Raw genomic sequence first — 23,543 nt, forward strand, 5'->3', positions numbered from 1 at the left:
GGGCATGAATCGGACCGCTCCCGCCCGCGCCGCCGCGCCGCGCCGCCGCCGCTGGCTGCCGTACGCCGGGCTGCACGCGCTGCTGTTCGTATTGCTGCTGCTGCTGGCCGGCAGCACCGCCCACGAGGGCGACCGGGAAGCCTGGCGCACCTGGGCCACGCACCTGCTGCGCCACGGCCTGGGCGAGGCCTACGCGCTGCCTTCGCTCGATTACAACCCGCTGTACCTGTACGTGCTGTGGCTGTTTGGGCGGCTGGCGGGCAGCGCGGCGGCCATTCAGCAGTACTCGCACGGCCTGAAGGTGGCCACGCTGCTGTTCGACTTCGGCGGGGCGCTGCTGGCGGCCTCGCTGCTGCGGGGGGCGCGGCGGCGCTTCGTGGGCTCGTTGTGGCTGCTGCTGAACGCGGGCTACCTCTACAACACGCTGATCTGGCAGCAGGTCGACGCCATCTACACCAGCCTGGTGTTGGCGGCGGTGCTGCTGGCCCTCTGGCAGCGGCCCGGCCCGAGCCTGGCGCTGTACGTGCTGGCGCTGAACGCCAAGCTGCAGGCCATTGTGTTTCTGCCGCTGCTCGGGCTGCTGTGGCTGCCGCTGCTGCGCCGCCGGCCGCGGCAGCTGCTGGCGGGCCTCGCGCTGGCCGCCGCAGTGCAGCTGCTGCTCGTGGCGCCCTTCGTCTGGGGCGGGCCGCGCAGCTACCTGGACCGCATCCTGCAGATCAACTTCACGGCCGTCAGCGTGTACCCCTACGTTACCGTCAATGCGTTCAATATCTGGGTGCTGCTGATGCCCGATGCCCTGCGGTGGACCTCCGATACGCTGCCGAAGCTGGGCCTGATCTACCGGCACTGGGGGCTGCTGGCTTTCGGCGGGGCCTCGGCGCTGGCGCTGGCGCCGCTGCTGCGGGCCAGCTGGCAGCGGCTGCGGACCGGGGCCGCTTTCACCCCGCTGCAGGCGCCGCTGGTGCTCCTCGTCGGCGGCCTGATTCCGCTGGTGTTCTGCTACTTCAACACCGAAATGCACGAGCGGTACTGGCACCCGGCCGTGCTGTTTCTGGGGGCCTACGCCCTGGTCAGCCGCCGCTGGCTGCCCTACGCCCTGGTGTCGCTGGGCTACTACCTGAACCTGCACACCATGTTTCGCAACTACCACAACCGGCCGATCTGGCTGGTGCAGCACCCGCAGCTGGTGGCGCTGCTGTTCACCGGGGCGCTGCTGGCGGGCTTCTACTGCCTGTGGCTGGAATACCGCCGGCCCGCGGCCGCGCCGGCGGGCCGCGCCTGAACGCAGGCCGCCCCCGCGGCTTCCCGGAGGAAAGCAACGGGGGCGGCCCGAATGGCTCCGCGGAGCCGGGGCTTATTTGCCGGCCTCCGAGTTCGTGCCCAGGATCTGAAACAACTCGTCGAGCTTGGGCGTGAGGATGATTTCGGTGCGGCGGTTCAGGGCCTTGTTCGGGGCCGAGTCGTTCTGGGCCACCGGCACGTACTGCGAGCGGCCCGAGGCCGTCACGCGCTCGGGCTGCACCCCGCCGGTGGTGAGCAGGCGGGCAATTTCGGTGGCGCGCAGGGCCGACAGGTCCCAGTTGTCCTGCATGCCGGCCGTGCCGCGCAGAATGGGCACGTTGTCGGTGTGGCCTTCCACCACCACGTTCACGTCGGGCTGTTCCTTGAGCACGAGGGCCAGCTTGGTCAGCGCCTCCTGGCCCTTGGGGTCCACTTTGGTCGAGCCCGACTTGAACAGCAGCTGCTCCGACAGGGATACGTACACCTTGCCGTCCTTCACCTTTACCTGCAGCTCGTTGGACTTAAAGGCCAGCAGCGCGTTGCTGACTTTGGAGCGCAGCGCATTCACGGCCGCATCCTTCTCGGCCAGGGCCTTTTCCAGCTCGGCCAGGCGCTGCTCCCGCGTCTTCACGTCGGCCGAGAGCTTGTCGATTTCCGATCGGCTCTTGTTCAGGTTGGCCGACAGCTCGCCCAGCTCGGCCTCGCGGCGGGCCAGGTCCTGGGCCACTTTCTGGTAGTCGGCCGATTTGTTGGCCAGCACCTTCTCGTTGTTCTTGATGAGCTTCTCGTAGGTGTCGCTCAGCTCGCGGTACAGCGTCTGGGTGCGGCGCAGCACGTTGCCGGTCTGGGCCGAGTCGCTCACGAGGCGGCGGTTTTCCAGGCGCAGCTCGCCGAGCTGGCTGGTGGCTTTCTGCAGCTCGGCCACGGCTTCGCGGGCCTGCCGCTCGGCGGTGGTTTTGGCCTGCTCGGTAGCGGCCTGGCGGGCCCGCAGGTCTTCGTGCTTTTTGGCCGTGACGCAGCCCGGCAGGCTAAAGCTGCCGGCGGCCACGGCGGCCAGCAGGAGGGAGGAGGTGTACTTCTTCACAGGCAAACGAAAAGGTCGGGCGCCCGGCCCGGCGCGCGGGCGTACGACCCTGGCAAGGTAGCCCCGCCGGGCCACACTTTCCAACCGCGCCCGCACGCCGGGCCGGCCCCGACGGCGCAGAGCCCGGCCCGGCAGGCCGCACGCAAGGGGTTGCGCCCGCCGAGGGGAGGAGTATATTTGCCCGCCTCTTTTCCTCATTCTCACCTCCTTAGCCCAGCCCCACATGGCCACGTCCCTCCAGCTCACCGCCGAGCACGAAGCGCTGCTACAGCACGAGTGCAAAACCATCCCGAAGGAGCAGCTGCACCAGCCCGGCGCCGACTTTCTGGACCGCTCGTTCGTGCCCAGTTCCCGCTCGGCGCAGGTGATTCGCAGCCTCGGGCAGCTCTACAACCACGGCCGCCTCGGCGGCACCGGGTACCTGAGCATCCTGCCCGTCGACCAGGGCATTGAGCACACGGCCGGCGCCTCCTTCGGCCCGAACCCGCTGTACTTCGACCCCGAAAACATCATCAAGCTGGCCGTGGAGGGCGGCTGCAACGCTGTGGCCACCACGTTCGGCACCTTCGGCACGGTGGCCCGCCGCTACGCCCACCGGATTCCGTTCCTGGTCAAAATCAACCACAACGAGCTGCTGACGTACCCCAATAAGTTCGACCAGATCATGTTTGGCTCGGTGGAGGAGGCCTGGAACCTGGGCGCGGCCGCCGTGGGCGCCACCATTTACTTCGGCTCCGAGGAATCGGGGCGGCAGATTCAGGAAGTGTCGGCGGCCTTCGAGCGGGCCCACGAGCTGGGCTTGGCCACGGTGCTCTGGTGCTACACCCGCAACAACGCCTTCAAGACCGCCGACAAGGACTACCACGTGTCGGCCGACCTCACGGGCCAGGCCAACCACCTGGGCGTCACCATCGGGGCCGACATCATCAAGCAGAAGCTGCCCGAAAACAACGGCGGCTTCGCGGCCCTCAAGTTCGGCAAAACCCACCCGGCCATGTACGAAACCCTCGCGTCCGACCACCCCATCGACCTGACGCGCTACCAGGTGGCCAACTGCTACATGGGCCGCATCGGGCTCATCAACTCCGGCGGCGAGAGCAAAGGCGCCACCGACCGCGACGAGGCCATTCGCACGGCCATCGTCAACAAGCGCGCCGGCGGGCAGGGCCTGATTTCGGGCCGCAAAGCCTTCCAGCGCCCCTTCGCCGAGGGCGTCGACCTGCTGCACGCCATTCAGGACGTGTACCTCGACGAGAAAATCACGCTTGCGTAGGGCAGTCACTGTCGAGCGCAGTCGGGACATCTCGCGTGCTGATGGCCGGTAGTGACCTTCCCGTTCGACGAGCAGAATACTATCGAGCGGGATGTCTCGCGGTCCTTGCTTGACGCGCAGCGTGCTCGACAGGACGTTCTGATTCAATCTTTCCGCCGCCGCTCCAGCTTTGCCGCCGCCACATGCTGTAAGTAGCCCCCGGCTACTTTACTTTTGCAGCGCCAACCGGTGCCCCACCCAACTGCGGCTGCGTACCTTGTCTGCGGCGGCTCCGGCGGCTCTCCCATCATCTGACTCAGTTCCCGAACATAATGGCTTGGTTTAAACGGCAGGAAAAAGGCATCATCACCCCCACGGAGGAGAAAAAAGAAACCCCCGACGGGCTGTGGTACAAGTGTCCCGAGTGCGGCACCGTAGCCGATATGGGGGAGCACCGGCGCATGCTCTTTACCTGCGCCAAGTGCAACTACCACGACCGCATCGACTCGGCCGAGTACTTTGAAATCCTCTTCGACCACAACCAGTTCGCGGAGCTGGACGCCGACCTGAGCTCCGGCGACCCGCTGCACTTCGTCGATACCAAGGCGTACCCGCAGCGCATTGCCTCCACCCAGCGCAACACCGGCCTCAAGGACGCGGTGCGCACCGCCCACGGCCCCATGAACGGGCAGGAGCTGGTGGTAGCCTGCATGGACTTCCGCTTTATCGGCGGCTCCATGGGCTCGGTGGTGGGCGAGAAGATTGCCCGCGCCATCGACTACGCCCGCCAGCACCGGGTGCCCTTCCTGATGATCAGCAAATCGGGCGGCGCGCGCATGATGGAGGCCGGCTACTCGCTGATGCAGATGGCCAAGACCTCGGCCAAGCTGGCCCTGCTGGCCGAAGCCGGCATCCCGTACATTTCGCTGCTCACCGACCCCACCACCGGCGGGGTGACGGCCTCTTACGCCATGCTCGGCGACTTCAACATCTCCGAACCGGGCGCCCTCATCGGCTTTGCCGGCCCGCGCGTTATCAAGGAAACCATCGGCAAGGACCTGCCCAAGGGCTTCCAGAGCGCCGAGTTCGTGCTGGAGCACGGCTTCCTCGACTTCATCGTCGACCGTAAGCAGCTCAAGCAGCAGCTCACCGACCTGCTGCACATGCTGCGCCCGGCTACCGTGCCGGCCGAGCCGGCGGGCCGTTAGGGCCGTTCGGCACGCTTGTTGGCTAGCCCCGCTTGGCTGCTCATCTGGCAGCCGGGCGGGGTTCGTCGTTTCGGGCCCGCACCCCGGCGAAAAAAGCTGGTTGAGTATTAGCTCCTTTCTATGTTTGCTCAACCTTTTCGGCCCAAACCGGGTAAAGCGCAACTGAATTCTCTCTCCAACCTCCCACTTTTCACTGACACCATGAAATCATTCAATTCGTTGCTAGCCTTTCTCCTGTTGTTTACGCTGGCCTTCAGCTCCTGCAAATCGTCGCAGACGGCGGGCAGCAGCACCCTGCCCGGCGCCAACGGCACGGGTGAGCGGAAAGACGGCATGAGCCGCACGGCCAAGGGCGGCGTCATCGGGGCCGGGGCCGGGGCGGCCGCGGGTGCCGTACTGGGCCGCGTTATCGGCGGCAAATCGGGCACGGCCATCGGGGCCATTACGGGCGCGGCCGTGGGCGGCGCCACCGGAGCCGTCATTGGCCGCAAGATGGACAAAGAGGCCGAAGAGCTGCAGCGTGACATGAAAAATGCCCGCGTGGAGCGCGTAGGCGAGGGTATCAAAATCACCTTCGACTCGGGCATCCTGTTCGACACCAACAAATCGGACCTGCGCGCGGCTTCCATGTCGGACATCCAGAACATGGCCGCCGTACTCAAGAAGTACCCCGACACCAACGTGCTGGTGGAAGGCCACACCGACAACACCGGCTCGGACGCCATCAACCAGCCGCTGTCGGAGCGCCGGGCCCAGGCCGTGGCCAATTACACCATTCAGCAGGGCGTGGAGTCGTCGCGCGTGACCACGCAGGGCTACGGTTCGTCGCAGCCGGTGGCCGACAACGCCACGGCGGAGGGCAAGCAGGCCAACCGCCGCGTGGAAATTGCCATCTACGCCAACGAGAAAATGAAGAAGGCCGCTGAAAAGGGCCAGCTGTAAGTCGGCCGCCTGGCCGTCTGGTTTGCAAAAGAGCCGCCCCGGTGGGGCGGCTCTTTTGTTGTGGCGTTGGGCAAGGAAAGTCAAAATAGCCAGCCGGGTGTAACCCTGCCCCCGGTGCTTTGCGTTTTAAATCCTAACTGCCCGCTATTTCCCCATTTTGCGGCGGGCTCTCTAACACTCGAAACGCCATGAACTTACATAAAGGAATCATTGCTGCCGTGCTGTCGGTAGCCCTGCTGGGCGGCGCCTCGTCGGCCCAGGCCCAATCGAAAGTCACCAAGCCCCGCACCTGGAGCGGTAAGGCCAAAGGGGCCGCCATCGGCGCCGGCGCCGGCGCGGCCACCGGGGCCGTGGTGGGCGGCGGCAAAGGCGCCCTGATCGGGGCCGCAGCCGGTACCGTTGGCGGGGCCGTCATCGGCCGCAAGCGCGACAAGAAAAAAGACCCGGTACGCTACCAGGCGTACAAAAAATAACCTGCCGGCAGCCTTCGACGGCCTAAACCGGCGCTGAATGCCCAGCAATAGGATGCATTTCAGTTAGTTACTTGAAAAAAGGCCGTTCTGCCACCAGAACGGCCTTTTTACTTTTATCAAAATGGTATAACATTTAGTACTTACTCGCGTTGAAGGGCACGCCCGGCCGCCCGACCACGGAGTCCCATCCGTTGTTATATTTGGCCGGCTAAGCTTGGGTGAAACGCACCTGGGCTACCAAAAACAGAAAATTATCGGCCAGATAATCAGCATGATGTATGCTTTCTGGCGCGGTGTGGGGCGCTTTGGCAAGGTGGTTGCAAAATCCCGGTCAGAGAGAGACGCTCCACACTCCATCTTCCACTTGCTCCTCTCAACTCACCAACCAGAAAACCACAGTACAATGAACAAGCTTCGTTCCTCCCTCGCCTTCCTGCTGGCCCTCGTGCTGCTGCTGACCTCGGCCGCCTCGCAGGCCCAGACGACCACCACGACCACCCAGAAGAAGGGCATGAGCAAAACCGCCAAGGGCGGTATCATCGGGGGCCTGGGTGGCGCCGCCGGCGGCGCCGTGCTGGGCCGCGTAATCGGGGGCAAGAAAGGCACGGCCGTGGGTGCCGTTATCGGGGCTGCCGTGGGCGGTGGCGCCGGGGCCCTCATCGGCCGCCGCATGGATAAGCAGGCCGAAGAGCTGCGCCGCGACATGGCCGGTGCCAAAGTAGAGCGCGTGGGCGAAGGCATCAAAATCACCTTTGCCTCGGGCATCCTGTTCGCCAAGAACTCCTCGGAGCTGACCGGCGCGGCCCAGGAAAACATCGGCGTGCTGGCCACTACCCTCAAAAAGTACGGCGACACCAATGTGCTGATCGAAGGCCACACCGACAACACTGGCAACGACAAAATCAACGACCCGCTGTCGCAGCGTCGGGCCCAGGCCGTGGCCAACTACGCCATGAACCAGGGCGTGGAATCGTCGCGCTTCGAAGTGAAAGGGTACGGCTCGCGTGAGCCCGTGGCCGACAACGCAACCGAGGCTGGCCGCACCGCCAACCGCCGCGTGGAAGTGGCCATCTACGCCAACGAAAAGCTGAAGAAAGCAGCCGAGAAAGGCACGATCTAAGCCGGGCCGGCCAACGCCGCTGTCCCGTCGCTCATCCGGCGGCTCCCCAACTGGTGGAGCCGCCGGATTTTTTTTGGGCCCCGGGCCGGGCGCCGCCCCGCCCGGCGCAACCCCGCCACCGCTGCCGCGGTACACCGGCGTATGCCTGTTTCCGCCCTCACCGCCGCCTACGACCTCCCGCCCGCAACCAAAACCCTCGAAGACCACCGCATTCTGCACGCGTTCTACGGGCCGGTGCCCGCCGGGCAACGCCGCACGCCCATGCGCGAGCTGATCAGCACCGTCCTCTCGCACCGCACCACCCACCGCGACGAGGAGCTGGCCTACGAGCGGATGCTGGAAACTTTCGGCGACTGGCAGGGCGTGGTGGACGCGCCCACCGCCGAGCTAGCCCACGCCATCCGCACCACGCGCTGGCCCGATACGCAGGCGCCGCGCATCCAGGAAATCCTGCGGCGGATCAAGGCCGAGTTCGGCGAGTATTCCCTCGACGCGCTGGCCCAGTGGCCGGTGGAGCGCGGCCTGGCCTGGCTGACCGACATGCCCGGTATCGGGCTGAAAACGGCGTCGCTGGTGCTGCTCTTTAACTTTCAGAAGCCGGTGCTGCCCGTCGATACGCACGTGCACCGCGTGGCCCAGCGCGTGGGCCTGATCGGGCCGAAGGTGTCGGTGGAAAAGGCGCACCAGGTGCTGCTGGCCCAGCTGCCGCCCGAGGCCGACGTGCTGCTGAACTTTCACAAGCACAACTACTGGCTCGGGCAGCACATCTGCTTCTTCAGCAAGCCCAACTGCCCGGCCTGCCCGCTCAAGGGTCTCTGCAACTATTACCTGGAGCACTACGGCCCTGCCAGCGCCGCCGACCTGGCCGCCGTGGCCCCCGAGTGGACGGGGGAGAAGCTGCATTAGGTTTCGCTATTCGTTTTTGTGGTTCGTTTTTCGTCGCGGGACGACGCGCCGGAAACTTGCGGCAGAGTCTGCGGTTAGCTCTTGCGGGTCGTTGGGCCGGACGAAGGCCGTAACTTCGTTACCGAAGGAGCGGGTCAGGTCGCCGAACAACGAACAACCAACAACGAAAAACGAACCCATGCGCCTCGTTCACCATCCGGTCTTGTGCAACTACTACGTTACCTACCGGTGCAATGCGAAGTGCTCGTTTTGCGACATCTGGGAGAAACCCTCGCCCTACATTCAGCTGGCCGACGTGGAGCAGAACCTGCGCGACCTGAAGAAGCTGGGCGTGTCGGTCATTGACTTTACGGGGGGCGAGCCGCTGCTGCACCGGCAGTTGCCCGAGTTTCTGGCCCTGGCCCGCGAGCTGGGCTTTATCACCACCGTCACCACCAACGGGCTGCTCTACCCCAAGTTCGCCGAGCGGCTGCGGGGCAAAGTCGACATGCTGCACTTCTCGCTCGATTCCTCCGAGCGGGAGCAGCACGACCGGGGCCGGGGCGTGGCCTGCTACGACTTCGTGCTCGAAAGCATCCGGGTGGCCAAGGAACTGGGCGAGCGGCCGGACATCCTCTTCACCGTCTTCCGCCAGAACCTCGACCAGCTGGAAGCCGTGTACCGCGACATCACCCGGCCCAACGGGCTGATGCTCATTCTCAACCCCGCCTTCGAGTACAACGGCGTGGACACCGGCGAGCAGCTGACCGAGGCCGAGCTGGACGCCCTCTCGGCCTTCGGCAAGCGGCCGGGCGTGTACCTGAACGAGGCCTTCATCGAGCTGCGCCGCGACGGGGGTAACCACGTGGCCGCGCCCGTGTGCCGGGCCGCCAGCACCACGCTGGTCATTTCGCCCCACAACGAGCTGGTGCTGCCCTGCTACCACCTCGGCACCAAGAGCTTCCCCATCGAGGGCCGCTTGCACGAGCTGTACCGCTCGGAGCCGGTGCAGCAGCTGGCCGCGCTGGAAGGCCGCCTGCCCCAGTGCGAGGGCTGCACTATCAACTGCTACATGCAGCCCAGCTTCGCCGTCGAAACCAGCAAGTACTTCTGGCAGGCCCTGCCCAGCACCCTCAAGTACAACTGGTACAAGGGCACCTGGAAGCGGATGCTGACGCGGTAAAGCCGCGCCGGAGGCAGTCGGTGGGGGAGGGCGGGGCGCGGCCAGGCAGCCGCCCCGGCCCGGGGCGGTTAGGGCACTTGGTGGTCGGTTGACCTGCTTGACGCGCGGTTGCGGGGCCCGGGCCGACGGTACTACCCCTTGAGGCGGCGCCCAAGGCGCTTGATGCGCCGGGCGGCGCGCTTGGTGCAACGCGCAGGGTGCTTGGCACGATGGGCGGGGGGCTTGAGGCGGCACGCAGGCTACGTGACGCCGGCCGCAGGGCCCTCAAGGCGCGGCGCCCCAGCCTGGATGCTACGGCCACCTGCCCTGATGCGGTGGTGGCGGCGCTTGGCCACGCGCGCCCGGGGCTTGGCGCCGGCTGCGGGGCCCTTGATGCCCTTTTGTTGAGTTACGGCAAATTTTTACCTTGCCCGCATCCGTTCGACCCATTGTTTCCCGCTCATCCCTTGAAAAACGATTTGATTGAGGCGCGGCTGCGCCGTGACGCCACCGCTGCTGCTTTTCTGGCCCAGGCCAAAGCCGAGTACGCCGACATCGAGGACGACGTAGCGCCGCTCCGGGCCCAGCTCGCGGCCGGGCTGGAGCGCGCCGCTGCCCTGGCCCAGCAGGTGCTCAGCGCCGATGCCGACGGCAACGCCAAGCGCAAGAAAGGAGTGCGCAACCAGCTCACGGCCCTGCTGCGGCGCCTCGTGCTGGCGGCCCGCGCCGAGGCCCTCAGTCGCAAGGATGCTCCCTTGCGGGCGGCCTTGGGCAGCCCGGGCGAGCTGCCGAACCTCAACGAAAGCACCTTCCGCGAGGAAGCTACCCGCCTGCTGGCCCTGGTGCCCGGCCGCGAACTGGGTCTCGCGAAGCGCCGCTTCGCGGCCGGGCACTACCAGGAAGCCCGCCGGCTGCTCGCCGAGTTCGACGCCGCCACCGCCGAGGGCCGCCTCAACGACGCCAGCGGCAGCACCGGCCGCCAGGCCCTCGAACGGCTCATCAAGGAATCGGCCCGGCTGCTGGAGGAGCTGAAGGTGTACTTCGACCTCTACCGGGCCGACGACCCCGACCTGTGGGGGCGCTTTCAGGCCGCCGCGAAGGTGGTGCGCCGGGGTGGGAGCGAGGAACAAAGCGCCGATAAAACCGCCCGAAAGCCATGAACAGAGCCCGGCACTGGAAGCGCCGGCTGGCGCTGGCCGGCCTGTGGGCCCTTGCCACCACGGGCCTGGCGCAGACGCGCGGCCCGGGCGTGCTCATCAACGAGCTGCCCCGCTACGGCGGGGGGCGCAAAACCAAAGCCCTGCTGAAGCTGGACCAGGCCTTTCTGGCCGATTGTGACCAGCGCTACCCCAGCCGCGACAGCGCCGCCCGCGCCATGCTGGCGTTTGGCTGGCGGTACCTGCACCAGCAGGACTACGCCACCGCCATGAAGCGCTTCAACCAGGCCTGGCTGCTCGACAGCACGAATGCCAACGTGTACCGGGGCTTCGGGGTGTTGTGCGGCGTGCAGCAGCGCTACGATGCGTCGGTCTACTTTCTGGAGCGCAGCCGCCAGGGTGGGGTGCAGGACGCCGCCCTGCTCGGCGACCTGGGCAACACCCTGCTGCGCCGCTACGACCAGCTGCACATTCCCGCCGATCTAAGGCGCAGCATTGGCTACCTGGAGGAAGCCGCCGCGGCGGCCGGCCCTCAGTCGCCGCAGGCAGCGGCGGCCTATACCAACCTGACTTTGGCCTATTACCGCCGGCAGGAGTATGCCCGCGCCTGGGAATATGCCGAGAAGGCAGAAGCCATCGACGCGCGCACGCTGCCGCCGGGTTTGCTCTCGGCGCTGCAGCAGGCCATGCCCCGCCCGATCAGATAAGCAGAGTCGCCTTTCGTTTCCCATTCCCCTTACCCGCCATGCCACCGCTCACCCTGCCCGTCCGGGGCAAAACGCCGGACATCGACCCCACCTGCTACCTGGCCGACAACGCCACCATCATCGGCGACGTGGTGCTGGGCCCGGGCTGCACCGTGTGGTTTACGGCCGTGGTGCGCGGCGACGTGAACAGCGTCCGGATCGGGGAGAAGACCAACATCCAGGACGGGGCCGTGATTCACTGCACCTACGAGCGGGCCGCCACCCGCATCGGGGCGCGGGTGAGCATTGGGCACCGGGCCATCGTGCACGGCTGCACGGTGGCCGACGACGTGCTTATCGGCATGGGCGCCATCGTGATGGACCACGCCGTGGTGGGCAGCGGCTGCATCATCGCGGCCGGGGCTATCGTGCTCGAAAACACCGTCTGCGAGCCGGGCTACCTCTACGCCGGCGTACCCGCCCGCAAGATCAAGCCCGTGACCGAAGCCCAGCGCCAGACCATCGGCCGCACCGCCGACAACTACCTGATGTACGCCGGCTGGCTGCGCGAAAACCCGGCGTAGGCGCGGCTGCCCCGCCGGAGCTGCCCGCAGCCAACCAACCTTTTGGCGGCCCGGCTGCTCCTGTTGACATGAACTACTTCTTCGCCCGTACGGCCGCGGCGCTCCTGACCGCAGCCGCCCTCGCCTCGTGCAGCCGTTCGCAGTACGCCTTTACGCCCGCGGCATCGGCCTACCACGCCGTGACAACCACCCCCGTGCCCGCCGCGGAAGCCGATGCTGCCGCCACGCCCGCGACCCCGGCTGCGGACCTGACGGCCTCGACGGCGCCCGCCGTGCCTGCCGCGCCGCGGCGCGCCGCCCCGGCCCCGGTGAGCCAGCCGGTGGGCCCGGTAGCCGCCGCTCCGGCCGCTGCCAAGGCCATAACGCCCGCCGCTCGCAAGGCCTTGCGCCGCGACGTGCGGCAGGCCGTGAAGCAGGCGCAGCGCCACACGGCCGCGCCGGCCGCCGAGGGCAAAAGCCAGCTCACGGCCCTGCTGCTGGAGCTGTTTCTGGGCTTTCTGGGCGTGCACCGCTTCTACCTGGGCTACACCGGCCGCGGCATCCTCTACATCGCCCTGCTGCTGACCAGCTGGCTGATCATTCCCTTCTTCGTGCTGGCCGTGCTGACGACCATCGACCTGGTGCTGATTATCACCGGCGACCTGAAGCCCAAGAACGGCGAGTACGCCAAGACCTTCGAGGATATGGGCAAAAACAAGAAGGACAAGGAGTAAAGCCTACCTGCTAGGTTGGGTGGACAGCGTGGGCAAGCTGTTAGCCCGTGGAACGGTCATGCAGCGCCCAGCAGCATCTCGCGGGCGGTCATTGGCAGACGTTAGCACGCGAGCTGCTGCGCTCGGCATGACGTTCTTGCTGCTTGCTGTCCACACCGCCTAAGCAAAACGGCGCCTTCATCCGCAGATGAAGGCGCCGTTTTCGTTTCTGGGCGGGCCGGTTATTCCTCCAGGTCGGGCAGTTCGCCGGCGGCTTCGCGCTCGGCCGGCTCCAGCACCCGCAGCTGCACCAGCTCCACGGCGCGGCGGGAGCGGTTCAGGATGCGGAACTCGTAGTTCTCGAACACGGCCACGTCGCCGATTTCGGGGATGGAGCCGTAGATGACGTTGACCAGCCCGCCCACGGTTTCGTAGTCGTCGCCCTCGGGCAAGGAGAAGGGGAGGAACTCGTTGGCGTCGTTGATGGCGGTGGAGGCGGCCACGCGGTATTCCAGCTCCGACACTTTTTCCACCACCGGCACCTCGTTGTCGTACTCGTCCTGGATTTCGCCCACCAGCTCCTCCATGATGTCCTCGATGGTGACGATGCCCGACACGCCGCCGAACTCGTCCGACACGATGGCCATGTGCAGGTGCTTGCGCTGAAACTGGCGCAGCAGGCGGTTGATTTTCTTGGTTTCGGGCACGAAGAAGGCCGGGCGCATGATCTGGGCCAGGTTGATGTCCTCGCCGCGCCGGATCAGGGCAAACATGTCCTTCACGTAGAGGATGCCCACGATGTTGTCGATGTTGTCCTCGTAGACCGGGATGCGCGAGAAGCCCTCGTTGAAGGCCGCTTCCACGATTTCCTCTTCCGTGCTGCTCACGTCGATGGCCGAAATCCGGGTGCGGGGCACCATGATCTGCTTCACCATCCGGTCGTTGAACTGAAACACGTTCTCAATCAGCTCGTGCTGTGACTCCTGAATCTCGCCGCTTTGCTTGCTCTGGTCGATGAGCAGGCGCAGTTCCTCGGCCGTGTGCACCTCGTGCTCGTGCACCGAGCCCACGCCGAACACGCGCAGCACCAGGTTGGAGAGCTTATCGAGCAGCCAGATGAAGGGAAAGGTGATGAAGGCAAAGGCCCGCAGCGGAATGGCAATGGCAATGCTCACGTTTTCGGGCTTGCGAATGGCCAGCACTTTGGGCGCCTGTTCGCCGAGCACGATGTGGAGCACGGTGATAAGCGAGAAGGACGTGGCCAGCGCAATCTGGTGCACGGCTACGTCCGAGAGCTTGATGTCGAAGCTGTCGATGATGGCCAGTACCACGTCGGCCACTACGCTCTCGCCGATCCAGCCCAGCGCCAGCGACGCCAGGGTAATGCCCAGCTGCGTGGCCGACAGGTAGTAATTCAGGTCGAGCAGCATGCTCTGCACCAGCTTGGCCAGCCGGTTGCCGCTCTGTGCTTTTATCTCAATCTGCGACAGGCGCACCTTGACGAAGGCAAACTCCGCCGCCACAAAAAACCCGTTTGCCAGCACTAACAAAAGGGTGAGGAATATTTTTAAGCCCATAAGGTCAGCGGCGGCCGGCACCCGCGGGTCCGTCGCTGTATGTCACAAAAGTACGAGAATCCATCTAAGCGGTTCGGTCGGTCGGCCCGGGCGCGTGCAACTAGGTTCGCGTACCTTTGTTTCTTCTGCGGAAACACCCAATTCCCTATGCTTTTGCGAATCATTCTGTGGCTGACTCTGGCCCTGCCGCTGCTGGTAGCCGGTCCGGCCGCCGCCCAGGTGCTCACGCCCACCAAGCTCAGCACCGCCGTCAGCCCCGCCACCGCCAAGGTCGGCGACGAGGTGGAGCTCATCGTCAATGCCCGCATCGATCCGACCTGGCACCTCTACGCCACCGACTTCGACCCCGACCTGGGCCCCACGGTCTTTGCCTTCAGCTGGGCCAAGAGCCCGGCCTACGAGCTGGTGGGCAAGCCCAAGTCAGTAGGCACGAAGAAAAAGTACGACGACGTCTTCAAGGGCGACGTGACCTACTTCGAAACCACCGGGCAGATCCGCCAGCGCATCAAGGTGCTGCAGCCCGGCGCGCTGACCATCAAGGCCAACGTGGAGTACCAGACCTGCACCGACGTCGACGGCCGCTGCATCCCCGGTGAAGACGCGCTGAGCTTCGGCCCGATAACGGTAAGCGGCGCGGCTGCAGCCCCCTTCACCAAGCCAACGACTGCGCCGGTAGCTGGTCCGGCCTCCGCGCCGACCGCTGCCACGACGGCTCCCACGTCCGCCGCCGCGCCGACGGTTCTGCAGCCCGAAACCACGGCCGTAGCGCTGGCCACGCCTCCCGCTGCCGTCGTCACTACCGATTCGGCGGCCGTAGCCGAGGCCACGCCCGCCGTCGTAGCGGCCCCGCCGACCACGCCTTCGGCCGCCGCCGCCGTGCCGGCCAGCGGGGGCAGCCTGTTGGGTTTCGCGCTGCTGGCCTTTCTGTCGGGCTTGGGGGCGCTGCTCACGCCCTGCGTGTTCCCGCTGATTCCGATGACGGTGTCCATTTTCACCAAGGGCTCGGCCAGCCGGCAGCAGGGCATTATGAAGGCGCTGTTCTACGGCTTCTCCATCATCTTCATCTACGTGGTAGTGGGCCTGCTCACCACCGTGCTGCTCGGCGCCGACGGGCTGAACCTGATCAGCACGCACTGGCTGCCCAACCTGATTTTTTTCGTGGTGTTCGTGGTGTTCGGGCTGTCCTTCCTGGGGTTGTTTGAAATAACGCTGCCCAGCGGCATGGTCAACAAAATCGATGCGCAGGCCGACCGCGGCGGCTGGGGCGGCGTGTTCTTCATGGCCCTCACGCTGGTGGTGGTATCGTTCAGCTGCACCGGGCCCATCGTGGCGTCCATTCTCACGATGGCGGCGCAGGGGGAGCGGGTTCAGCCGGTCGTCGGCATGCTGGGCTTCTCCCTGGCCTTCGCGCTGCCCTTCATGCTGTTTGCGCTGTTTCCCACCTGGCTAAAGGGGCTGCCCAGCTCGGGCGGCTGGCTGAACACGGTGAAAGTGGTGCTGGGCTTCGTGGAGCTGATGCTGGCCCTGAAGTTTCTGAGCATGGCCGACCTGGCCTATCACTGGCACCTGCTCCCCCGCGACCTGTACCTGGTGCTCTGGATTGCCCTGTCGGGCCTGCTGGGGCTGTACCTGCTGGGCGTGTTCAAGCTCTCCCACGACTCCGACCTCTCGCACCTGAGCGTGGGGCGCCTGCTGATGGCCGTGCTGGCGTTTGGCTTTATGACCTACCTGGTGCCTGGCCTGTTCGGGGCCCCGCTGCCGCTGCTGGCCGGCTACCTGCCCCCGCAGACGCGCCAGGACTTCACCCTGGCCGCGCCCGCCGCGCCGGTAATGACCACGGCCGCTCAGCCCACCGCCTGCGAGCCGGCCCGCTACGCCGACTTCCTGGAGCTGCCCCACGGCCTGCCCGGCTACTTCGATTTGGCCCAGGCCCAGCGCTGCGCCCAGGCCCAGAACAAACCCCTGTTCATCGATTTCACCGGCCACGCCTGCGTGAACTGCCGCAAGATGGAAGCCAGCGTGTGGAGCGACCCGCAGGTCATCCAGCGCCTGCGCGACGACTTCGTGGTGGTGGCCCTCTACGTCGACGACAAGGCCGAGCTGCCCCGCAACGAGTGGTACACCTCCAAGTATGACAACAAGGAAAAAACCACGCTGGGCAAGAAAAACGCCGACCTGCAGCTGACTGGCTTCAACGTCAACGCCCAGCCCTACTACGTGCTGCTCGACCCCAGTGCCCCCGCCGATCTGGCCCACGCCCTGACCCCGCCCGTGGCCTACGAGCCCGACGTGAACAGCTTTGTGAAGTTCCTCGACGCCGGCCTGGCCAACTACCGGCGGCAGCACCAGCCGGTGGCCAAGCGCTAAAACCCGTTGGGCTACCGCGCGTTTCCGCTCTCTGCTGCTTACCTGTTATCTTTTGCCCGCCCCGCCCCGGGTCATCCGGCCGGCGGGGCGGATCTTTTTTATTTCGCCATGCTCAATAAGCTACTGCTGCTGGGCGCTGCCCTGCTCGTTACTGCTTGGTCGCCCGTTGCCGCTCAAACGGCCCAAGTGCCCGACCCGACGCGCATCACCCTGGTGATTCACGGCGGCGCGGGCACCATCACGCGCCAAAACATGACGCCCGAAAAGGAAAAAGCCTACACCGAGGCCCTAAACCAGGCGTTGCAAACCGGCTACGCCGTGCTCAAGCGCGGCGGCACCTCGCTCGATGCCGTGGAGGCCACCGTGCGCTTCATGGAGGATTCGCCGCTGTTCAACGCAGGCAAGGGCGCCGTCTTCACCCACGACGGCCGCAACGAGCTGGACGCCGCCGTCATGGACGGCCAGACGCTGAAGGCCGGCGCAGTAGCCGGCGTGACGGTGGTGCGCAACCCCATCAGCGCGGCCCGGGCAGTAATGGAAAAGTCGGAGCACGTGATGCTGATGGGCCCCGGGGCCGAGCAGTTTGCTCGCGACAAAGGCCTGGCCATCGTTGAGCCCAGCTACTTCTACACGGAGGCCCGCTACCAGCAGCTGCAAAAGGTGCTGGCCACCGAGAAAGGCGCCGTGCCCGATCAGCTGAACACGCCTACCAAGGAAGCGGTGCCGGCCAAAAGCAAGGTGAAGCTGAAGCCCGGCAAGCCCGGCAGCTACGCCGAGCCGCCCATTTTCACCGAAGGCCGCAAATACGGCACCGTGGGCGCCGTGGCCCTCGACCAGTACGGCAACCTGGCGGCCGCCACCAGCACCGGCGGCATGACCAACAAGCGCTACGGCCGCGTGGGCGACGCCCCCATCATCGGGGCGGGCACCTATGCCGACAACCAGAGCTGCGCCGTGTCGTGCACCGGCTGGGGCGAGTACTTCCTCCGTAGCACCGTGGCCCGCGACATTGCCGCCCGCATGGAATACGGGCACCTACCCTTGGCCGCCGCCGCCCAGGCCAGCCTCGACAAGGTAGCCCGGCTCGGCGGCGACGGCGGCCTGATCGGCTTGGACCGGCAGGGCAACCTCACCATGCCCTTCAACAGCGAAGGCATGTACCGCGGCTACATCAAAGCCGACGGCCAGACGCAGGTGCTGATCTATAAATAAGGGCGCTTGGGCAGGGGCGTAAAAGCTAATTGAGCATCCGGATACCGGATGCTCAATTTTTTTATTGGCGTCAGCAGGAGGGAGTTACTGTCAAATTTATACCCGTATCGGTATTCTGATATCAAACTATGCAACACCGGGCTTGCTTTGCCGTCATTGACGCAATGACGCTGCTGGTGCCCGATTATCATTTTTGGTTGCAGGCGTCCTTAAAATTGCCAACTTGCTGGCAAAAGGACACAAAAAAGGCGGCACCCACCCAGATGCCGCCTCTATTGAAGGACGCACCCACCCAGATACGTCCCGGTTTTTCCCTCCTCACACGATCCACCCAAGTTGTAGATGAAGGAGTTGAACCTTCCCAACCGCTGGCTTCCGGAAAATCTTTCCGGAGGCTGGCTGGTTGCCGAACCCGAACCGTCAGCAAAGCTTTGGGGTGCTCTTCTACAAGATTCGCAACGCCGACTGCGTTGCATTGAGACAAATGTAATAGCTTTATTTAAACGATAAAATATTTTCAGTGAAAATATGAGCTAATTACATTCTTTCTTTAAATAGACACTCCCTTTTGCAACTTTTCCAAGCAACGACTTCTAAAATGTCCCGGAATTACGAACTTGACGACACCGACCGGAAAATTCTGGCATTGCTGCTCGACGACGCCAAGATGCCCTACACCGAAATAGCCCGACGAGTACACGTATCGGGTGGTACGGTGCACGTGCGGATGGCGCGGCTGGAGGAATTGGGCATCGTCAAAGGCGCGACCCTGAAGATTGACTACGCCAAGCTCGGCTACGGGGTCAATGCCTTTCTGGGCATCTACCTGCTCAAAAGCTCGGTGTACGGCAGCGTGGCCGAGCAGCTGCGCGACATTCCGGAGGTGGTCAGCATCCACTTCACCACTGGGGCCTACGGCGTCTTCGCCCGCCTCGTGTGCCGCGACACCCAGCACCTGCGCGACGTGCTGCACGACCGGATTCAGCTGATTGAAGGCATTGAGCGCACCGAAACGCTCATTTCGCTGGAAGAAACGCTTAACCGCCCGATCCAGCTGATGTAAGTGCAGTGGTTTGCGCTACCTGCGTGCAACGCTCTACCCCCTGGGTAGAGCGTTTTTTGTGTTTAGCCCATATCGTTGCATATATTAAAATTATATGATAGAATTTTACTTTATTTATTTGAAGACTTAATTAATGGTATTATAATTACATGAAATTGTTCTTTTGGGCAGCGCCAAGGCCCGCAGTTTCTACCGACGCCACATCCGACCTAGTGGCCGCCGGCTATCCACCACCATTTTCCCAAGGTCATGAACTCATCACTTACTCTCCTCAGCCACCGGCTGCTAAGCTGGTGCGTGTGGACCTGCCTGCTTGCGGCGGGCCTATTGAGTCACCGCGGGCAGGCCCAGGCCATCGGCGACTACCGGTCGGCGGCATCGGGACCGGCTAATTTCAACAACCGCGGCAGCTGGGAACGATGGACCGGCACCAATTGGGTGGCCAATTCCGCACCCCTGGATTTTACGAAAACCTTCACCGTGCTGCACAGTAAGAATATTCCTATTGCGGGCGTCCCGGCTACCGTGGGGCGCATCGTGCTGGCGGCCAACAACGCGGCGGGTTCGGTGGGGGTATTGAACATCAACGGCCCGTTGGTGTGCAACAGCCTGGATGTAAGCGGAGTGGGGGCGGAGGCGGTGGTAAAAGCCGACAACGTGCTGATTCACAACACCACTATTCGCAACAAAGGCTTGGTGACGCTGCTCAGCGACGCTAGCCTGCGCACCGTGGCCGTCGACAGCAGCGCCGCGCTGGAGCTGGTAACCGGCGTGAGTGCCGCCACGGTAGTGGGGCCGGTAACCGTCGGCAACGGCAGCGTGGTGAGCGTGACCGGCAACGGCGCGACCCTTAAGGAGCTAACCATCAAAGCAAACGGACAGGCCCTGATCAACGCGGTAACCAAACTCACCAAATGCCGCGTGGAACCGGGCGGCACGCTGGTGCAGCAGGCCAGCGGTGAGATTCAAGTGGTGCACGACGCGGCGGCCAGCGGGCCGGACCTGCTCATGCTCGGGCAGCTGCGCAACGAAAGCAACAGCGTGGGCGTGACCATGACCGGCGGCGCGCAGATGCACGTGCAGGCCGGGGCCCTCTACACCCATACCGCCAACGGCGGCGTGCTGCCGGCCTGCCTCTGGGACGCGGCTTCGACCCTGGAAATCAAAGGCGTGGTGGATGCATCGGGCTTCACCAACGACGGCCAGACCTTTGGCAACGTGGTGTGGGACACGCCCGACTACGGTACCTCCGGCACCGGCAGCAGCGTGTTCTACCTCAACGGCAGCGGCAACATGCAGATAGCCGGCAAGCTCACGGTGCGCAACACCGGCCTGGGACGGCTGCAGCTGACGCCCAACAGCAGCGGCAGCGGCACCGTGGTCACCCAGCTGGGCGCCTACGAGCAGCAGGGCGGGCAGGTCTGCGTGGCCCGTTTCGGCTCGGCCCTGACGCGCATGCTGAACGTGACCGGCGACTTTACCCTGGGCAGCGGCCGGTTTGAGCTGAGCAACTCGTCCTCGTCGGGGCCGGGGGTACTCAAAGTCAACGGCGCGCTGCGGCTCAACGGCGGTACCCTGCTACTAAGCGGGGGCGCGGCCAGCGGCACGGCCAACCTGAGCGGCGACCTGGTGATGGGCACCGGCAGCGACCTGCGGCGCGAAGTCACCGGCGGCATCGGAACGGTCAACTTCGTCGGGACGCAGCCCCAGTACTTCAGCCGGGCCAGCGGCACCACCATTACCGGCCTGGTGGATTTTCAGGTGCTGAGCGGCGCCACGCTCGACGTCGGCAGTTCCGTTGTCGACGGGGAAGGGGACTTCACGCTGAACGCCGGCGCAACCCTGCGCATTGGCCACAGCCAGGGCCTGGCGGCAAAAACGCCGGCCGCAACGGCCTACACCGGCAACGTGCAGGTTAGCGGCACCCGCGCCTACAACACCGGGGCTACCTACATCTACAATGGTACCACCACCCAGGTAACCGGCTCGGGCCTGCCCGCTGCGCTGGCCGCCAGCGGCGCACTGGTCATCGATAACAGCGCCAACCTGGTCACGCTCAGCCGCGCCACCTCCATCGCCGGCACGCTGCGCCTGCGGCGCGGCCGTCTGCTCACCTCGTCCTTTCTGCTCACGATGCTGCCCGCGGCCACCTGGGCCGAGGCCAGCGACGCGAGCTACGTCGACGGGCCGCTGGCCCGGCAGACCAACAGCGCGGCTCAGGTGTATACCTTCCCGGTGGGGGCCAACGGGCGCCTGAAAGTAGGGGGCGTGCGGCCCACGGCTGGCAGCAGCGCCACGTACCGCATGCTGGCTTACACCAACATTGCTCCCAATGCCACCACGCTGGCGCCCGGCTCGGAACTCTTCACCGTGAGCCGCCGCGAATATTGGGAAGTGAGCCGAACGGCCGGCACGGCCGATGCCACCGTGCGCCTGTACTACACCGTGCCCTACAGCGACATTCAGGAAACCACCGCCGGCCAGCAGGCCCTGCGCATTGCCGCGCTGGTAGGCGGGCAGTGGGAAAATTACGGACAGGCCGCCCTGCCCAACACCACGGCCCGCTACCTCGACGCCGGGCAGGCCCTGGCGCTGGTCAACGGCAGCGGCACGTATGTGACCTTCGGCACCACTTCGCCCATCAACCCGCTGCCGGTGTCACTGGTCGACTTCCGCGCCCGGCTGGTCGGAAAAGACGTGCAGGTAACTTGGCGTACGGCGCAGGAGCTGAACAACGCGGGCTTTGAGGTGCAGGCCTCCAATAACGGGCTGGACTATCGAGTATTGGATTATTACAATGGACAGGGCACGGTGTCCGTTCCCTCCAGCTACGCCCACCTCGATGCCAACGCTTTTCAGACCGGTACTGCCGTGCGCTACTACCGCCTGCGGCAGATTGACTTCGACGGCAAATTTACCCTCTCGCCGGTGGTAGCCGTAGCCGCCCCGACGACCAAAGCCGAGCCGCTGCTGATATGGCCCGTGCCCACTACCGACTGGCTAAATATCAAGCTGACTGCCAATCAGCAAAGCGACGTGACCGTGCGGGTGCTTGACGCCCGGGGCCGGTTGTGCCGAACGCAGCAGTATAGTGCCACGGAAGTGCCGGACGTCGTCCGATTACCCGTGGACCAATTGCACCGCGGCCTCTACTTCGTGCAGGTGGAGACGAAGCAGAGCCGCGTGCAGGTGCGCTTCCTAAAAGAGTGAGGCGCCCGACGCCGGCCGTGGGTGGCGCCACGGCCGGCGTTAATTTTTGTAAAAAACCGGGGAAGTTGACTTTCCTTTTTTTCCGCAGACGCGTATATTTCGGGACGGTAGTTACTTTCCGGGGCTCATGAAGGCTTGGCTGGCGGTATTTATGGTATTCGGCGGCGCACCGGCAGCGGTGGCCCAGAGCTTGCCAGCCGTATACCTCAACGAGCAGAACCAGGCCACCGTGCCCGACAGCGCCACGCATTACCGCGTGGTGGAGCAGCACCCCGACGGCAGCCTCTACCCCATGCGCGAGTTTGCCATGAATGGCACGCTGCTGCTGCGCGGCTTCCTGACCAGCATCGACCCGCCGCTGCGCAGCGGGACCTTTGTCGGGTTTCATCCCAACGGGGCCAAGGCCAGCCAGGTCCATTTTCAGGACGACCAGCCCGAGGGCCTCTACGTGGCGTGGTACGAAGACGGCAAAGTGCAGGAGCGCGGCGAGTACCACCACGGCGAACGAACCGGCCGCTGGCTGAGCGTGCACCGCAACGGGCAGCGCCGCTCTACCGGCAACTACACCTCCGACCACCCCACCGGCGAGTGGCGCTATTACTACAGCAGCGGGCAGCCCGCCGCCGTCGAAGTCAGCCGCGCCGGCCAGCCCACCGACCTGACAATCTACAACGAGGACGGCAGCCGCTTCGACGGGCTGCCGCTGCGCCGGCAGGCGCCGGAATTTCCGGGCGGCGAGGTGGCCCTGCTGGACTACCTGGCCCGGCATACCAACTACCCGCGCGAAGCCCGGCGCAAGGGCATCACCGGCAAGGTGTACGTGAGCTATACCGTGGGCGAAGACGGCCGGGTGGGCCAGGTGCGCGTGCTGCGCGGCCTCTCCCCCGACGCCGACAACGAGGCCAAGCGCGTGGTGGCCAGCCTGCCGCGCTTTCGGCCCGGCCGCGAGTACAACGTGCCGACGAGCTTTACCTACACCGTCCCAATTTACTTCGCGCCGCAGTTCAGCCTGTTTGGTGGCCCCAAGCCGCCGCCCTCGCCGCCGGTGGAAGCAAGGGCCAACTGGTAAGCCCCTGCAAACGCAATCGGCCCCGCTGTCACACCATGACAGCGGGGCCGATTGCGTTTGCAGGGGGCAGATAGAGCGCGTTAGGCCGTTACCTGCGCGTCCAGCTTCTGAGCCAGCACGTGCTTGGGCACGGCGCCCACTTGCTTGTCGACTACCTGGCCGTTCTTGAACACCAGCAGCGTGGGGATGCTGCGGATGCCGAACTTCATGGAGGTCTGCGGGTTAGCGTCCACGTCGACTTTGCCGATGACAGCTTTGCCTTCGTATTCGCCGGCCAGCTCTTCTACTACCGGGCCGACCATGCGGCACGGACCGCACCATTCGGCCCAAAAGTCCACCAGCACGGGCTTATCCGAGTTGATGATTTCGTCGAAGTTGGCGTCGGTGATTTCAATGGCTTTATGTCCCATTGTCGTATTCAGTTTAGAAAAAGTGGGTGTCAGTGTTGAGTAACCTGCTTACGCGGATTGGGCGCGCAAGGTAGCAGATTGGTTGTCAAACATGCGGCCCGCCGGAAAG

General features: G+C 65.0%; 20 protein-coding genes. 17 read left to right on the forward strand and 3 right to left on the reverse strand.

The annotated features are described in order from the left end of the window. Positions 1–4 precede the first annotated feature (4 nt). Complete coding sequence (locus DLM85_RS12555; protein WP_111478445.1) at positions 5–1,282, forward strand: hypothetical protein; 1,278 nt, start codon at positions 5–7, stop codon at positions 1,280–1,282. A 72-nt stretch (positions 1,283–1,354) separates the two neighbouring features. On the opposite strand, the gene DLM85_RS12560 is transcribed toward DLM85_RS12555, so the two are convergent. Then, on the reverse strand, positions 1,355–2,365 hold the full coding sequence (locus DLM85_RS12560; protein WP_243635944.1) for an OmpA/MotB family protein: 1,011 nt from the start codon (positions 2,363–2,365) through the stop codon (positions 1,355–1,357). Between the two features lie 223 nt (positions 2,366–2,588). Between DLM85_RS12560 and DLM85_RS12565 the strand changes: the two genes are divergently transcribed. The 11 genes from DLM85_RS12565 to DLM85_RS25770 all read left to right on the forward strand — a co-directional run bounded on the left by DLM85_RS12565 (position 2,589) and on the right by DLM85_RS25770 (position 12,547). Next, complete coding sequence (locus tag DLM85_RS12565) at positions 2,589–3,638, forward strand: class I fructose-bisphosphate aldolase (RefSeq protein ID WP_111478447.1); 1,050 nt, start codon at positions 2,589–2,591, stop codon at positions 3,636–3,638. 311 nt (positions 3,639–3,949) lie between these two features. Then, on the forward strand, positions 3,950–4,825 hold the full coding sequence (gene accD / locus DLM85_RS12570) for an acetyl-CoA carboxylase, carboxyltransferase subunit beta (RefSeq protein WP_111478448.1): 876 nt from the start codon (positions 3,950–3,952) through the stop codon (positions 4,823–4,825). A gap of 201 nt (positions 4,826–5,026) precedes the next feature. Further along, positions 5,027–5,767: a YiaD family glycine zipper/OmpA-like lipoprotein gene (locus DLM85_RS12575; RefSeq protein WP_111478449.1), complete on the forward strand. Its 741-nt coding sequence runs from the start codon at positions 5,027–5,029 to the stop codon at positions 5,765–5,767. A gap of 188 nt (positions 5,768–5,955) precedes the next feature. Beyond that, on the forward strand, positions 5,956–6,240 hold the full coding sequence (locus DLM85_RS12580; protein ID WP_111478450.1) for a YMGG-like glycine zipper-containing protein: 285 nt from the start codon (positions 5,956–5,958) through the stop codon (positions 6,238–6,240). 403 nt (positions 6,241–6,643) lie between these two features. Then, entirely contained in the window at positions 6,644–7,360 is a 717-nt protein-coding gene (locus DLM85_RS12585; protein ID WP_111478451.1) for a YiaD family glycine zipper/OmpA-like lipoprotein, read from the forward strand. Between the two features lie 141 nt (positions 7,361–7,501). Further along, complete coding sequence (locus DLM85_RS12590; RefSeq protein ID WP_111478452.1) at positions 7,502–8,266, forward strand: endonuclease III domain-containing protein; 765 nt, start codon at positions 7,502–7,504, stop codon at positions 8,264–8,266. Positions 8,267–8,444: 178 nt separating this feature from the next. After that, positions 8,445–9,428, forward strand: coding sequence for a radical SAM protein (locus tag DLM85_RS12595; RefSeq protein WP_111478453.1), 984 nt, complete (start codon positions 8,445–8,447; stop codon positions 9,426–9,428). A gap of 446 nt (positions 9,429–9,874) precedes the next feature. Then, complete coding sequence (locus DLM85_RS12600) at positions 9,875–10,567, forward strand: hypothetical protein (protein WP_111478454.1); 693 nt, start codon at positions 9,875–9,877, stop codon at positions 10,565–10,567. Further along, positions 10,564–11,271, forward strand: coding sequence for a tetratricopeptide repeat protein (locus tag DLM85_RS12605; RefSeq protein ID WP_111478455.1), 708 nt, complete (start codon positions 10,564–10,566; stop codon positions 11,269–11,271). Before DLM85_RS12600 ends, DLM85_RS12605 begins: the two co-directional genes overlap by 4 nt. Positions 11,272–11,309: 38 nt before the next feature. After that, positions 11,310–11,834, forward strand: coding sequence for a gamma carbonic anhydrase family protein (locus tag DLM85_RS12610; RefSeq protein ID WP_111478456.1), 525 nt, complete (start codon positions 11,310–11,312; stop codon positions 11,832–11,834). Positions 11,835–11,902: 68 nt separating this feature from the next. Next, a complete protein-coding gene (locus DLM85_RS25770) occupies positions 11,903–12,547 on the forward strand; it encodes a TM2 domain-containing protein (RefSeq protein WP_207891020.1) in 645 nt (214 codons plus the stop codon). Positions 12,548–12,768: 221 nt separating this feature from the next. On the opposite strand, the gene DLM85_RS12620 is transcribed toward DLM85_RS25770, so the two are convergent. Next, the gene (locus tag DLM85_RS12620; RefSeq protein WP_111478581.1) at positions 12,769–14,103 is read right to left on the reverse strand and encodes a hemolysin family protein; all 1,335 of its coding nucleotides are present in this window, start codon (positions 14,101–14,103) and stop codon (positions 12,769–12,771) included. Between the two features lie 147 nt (positions 14,104–14,250). Here DLM85_RS12620 and DLM85_RS12625 point away from each other — a divergent pair, with 147 nt between their 5' ends. The 5 genes from DLM85_RS12625 to DLM85_RS12645 all read left to right on the forward strand — a co-directional run bounded on the left by DLM85_RS12625 (position 14,251) and on the right by DLM85_RS12645 (position 23,024). After that, positions 14,251–16,470 (forward strand): protein-disulfide reductase DsbD family protein, encoded by a 2,220-nt coding sequence (locus tag DLM85_RS12625; protein WP_111478457.1) that lies wholly within the window; start codon positions 14,251–14,253, stop codon positions 16,468–16,470. A 108-nt stretch (positions 16,471–16,578) separates the two neighbouring features. After that, positions 16,579–17,682, forward strand: coding sequence for an isoaspartyl peptidase/L-asparaginase family protein (locus DLM85_RS12630; RefSeq protein ID WP_111478458.1), 1,104 nt, complete (start codon positions 16,579–16,581; stop codon positions 17,680–17,682). 598 nt (positions 17,683–18,280) lie between these two features. After that, positions 18,281–18,745, forward strand: a complete 465-nt coding sequence (locus DLM85_RS12635) for an Lrp/AsnC ligand binding domain-containing protein (protein WP_111478459.1) — start codon at positions 18,281–18,283, stop codon at positions 18,743–18,745. A 249-nt stretch (positions 18,746–18,994) separates the two neighbouring features. Next, positions 18,995–21,955: a T9SS type A sorting domain-containing protein gene (locus DLM85_RS12640; RefSeq protein ID WP_111478460.1), complete on the forward strand. Its 2,961-nt coding sequence runs from the start codon at positions 18,995–18,997 to the stop codon at positions 21,953–21,955. Positions 21,956–22,082: 127 nt separating this feature from the next. Next, a complete protein-coding gene (locus tag DLM85_RS12645) occupies positions 22,083–23,024 on the forward strand; it encodes an energy transducer TonB (RefSeq protein WP_111478461.1) in 942 nt (313 codons plus the stop codon). An 80-nt stretch (positions 23,025–23,104) separates the two neighbouring features. Here DLM85_RS12645 and trxA read toward each other — a convergent pair whose 3' ends face one another. Beyond that, positions 23,105–23,434, reverse strand: coding sequence for a thioredoxin (trxA, locus tag DLM85_RS12650; RefSeq protein WP_111478462.1), 330 nt, complete (start codon positions 23,432–23,434; stop codon positions 23,105–23,107). Positions 23,435–23,543: the final 109 nt, after the last annotated feature.

It is taken from the genome of Hymenobacter edaphi, assembly GCF_003258365.1.
In the GTDB taxonomy this organism is placed as follows: Bacteria; Bacteroidota; Bacteroidia; order Cytophagales; family Hymenobacteraceae; genus Solirubrum; species Solirubrum edaphi.